The sequence below is a fragment of the Streptomyces solincola genome, assembly GCF_002982015.1.
Taxonomy (GTDB): domain Bacteria; phylum Actinomycetota; class Actinomycetes; order Streptomycetales; family Streptomycetaceae; genus Streptomyces; species Streptomyces solincola.
This window is the reverse complement of the sequence record NZ_PVLV01000609.1, coordinates 1-1,226: the sequence shown is the minus strand read 5'-3', so window position 1 is coordinate 1,226 and position 1,226 is coordinate 1. Positions and strand designations below refer to the sequence as shown.

1 protein-coding gene is annotated in these 1,226 nt (G+C 73.4%); it reads right to left on the bottom strand.

Annotation, left to right across the window (positions count from 1 at the left end):
• Positions 1–26: 26 nt before the first annotated feature.
• Complete coding sequence (locus C6N75_RS28145; RefSeq protein WP_407703285.1) at positions 27–1,205, bottom strand: ricin-type beta-trefoil lectin domain protein; 1,179 nt, start codon at positions 1,203–1,205, stop codon at positions 27–29.
• Positions 1,206–1,226 lie beyond the last annotated feature (21 nt).

Below are 1,226 nucleotides of genomic sequence, written 5' to 3'. Positions count from 1 at the left end.
GCCGGCCGTCCGGTGGGGCGGGAGGGTCAGCCCAGGACCCACTTCTGGTTGGCGGTGCCGGCGCAGGTCCACAGTTGGGTGGGCGTGCCGTCGGCGGAGCTGTTGTCCCGGACGTCCAGGCACTTGTCGGCCGGGATGTTCACCAGGTCGCGGGCGGCGGAGTTGTAGGCCCAGCGCTGGGCGCCGGTGCCGTTGCAGTCCCAGAGCTGGACCCGGGTGCCGTCGCCGGTGCCGCCGGCCGCCGCGTCCAGGCACTTGCCGAGGGCCCGTACGGTGCCGTCGCCGCCGACGGTCCAGCGCTGGGCGGCCGAGCCGTTGCAGCCGTGGAGCTGGACGGCGGTGCCGTTGGCGGTGTTGGCGCCGGCGACGTCCAGGCACTTGCCGGCCAGGCCGCGCAGGGCGCCGCCGCCGGGCGCCGGTCCGTCGGAGGTGGAGACCCGGACGTGGTCGACCAGGAGCTGCTGCGGGAAGGCGGTGGAGCCGTCCGGGTCGCCGGGCCAGTAGCCGCCGACCGCGAGGTTGAGGATGAGGAAAAAGGGCTTGTCGAAGACCCACTGCCGTCCGCCGAGGTCGGCGGGGGTGCGGCGCTGGTAGACGGTGCCGTCGACGGACCAGGTGACGGCTCCGGGCGACCAGTCGACCGCGAAGGTGTGGAAGGCGTCGGCGAAGTTCTGGCCGCCCGGGAGGGTGTAGCCCGCGCCGATGCCGCCGCTGCCGGAGTAGCCGGGGCCGTGCAGGGTGCCGTGCACGGTGCGCGGTTCGAAGCCGACGTTCTCCATGATGTCGATCTCGCCGCTGTTGGGCCAGCCGACCTGGCCGATGTCGTTGCCCAACATCCAGAACGCGGGCCACATGCCCTGGCCGCGCGGCACCTTCATCCGGGCCTCGACCCGGCCGTAGGTGGTGGTGAAGCGGCCGGCGGTGTTGAGGCGGGCGGAGGTGTACTCGCACCGTCCGTACCAGCACTGGTAGTTGCCCGGGTTCTCCCGGCGGGCGGTGATCGCGAGCTGACCCTGGCCGTTGAGGGCGGCGTTGGCGTTGCCCGCGGTGTAGAACTGGCGCTCGTGATTGGCAACGTTGTCGCCGGTCTCGGTCTGCCAGCGGGAGCCGTTGACGGCGGAGCCGGCCGGGCCGTCGAAGGTGTCCTCGAAGGTGACCGCCAGCGGGGCGGCCGCCGGGGCCGCGGCCGCCCCGCTGGCGGTCACCTTCGAGGACACCTTCGACGG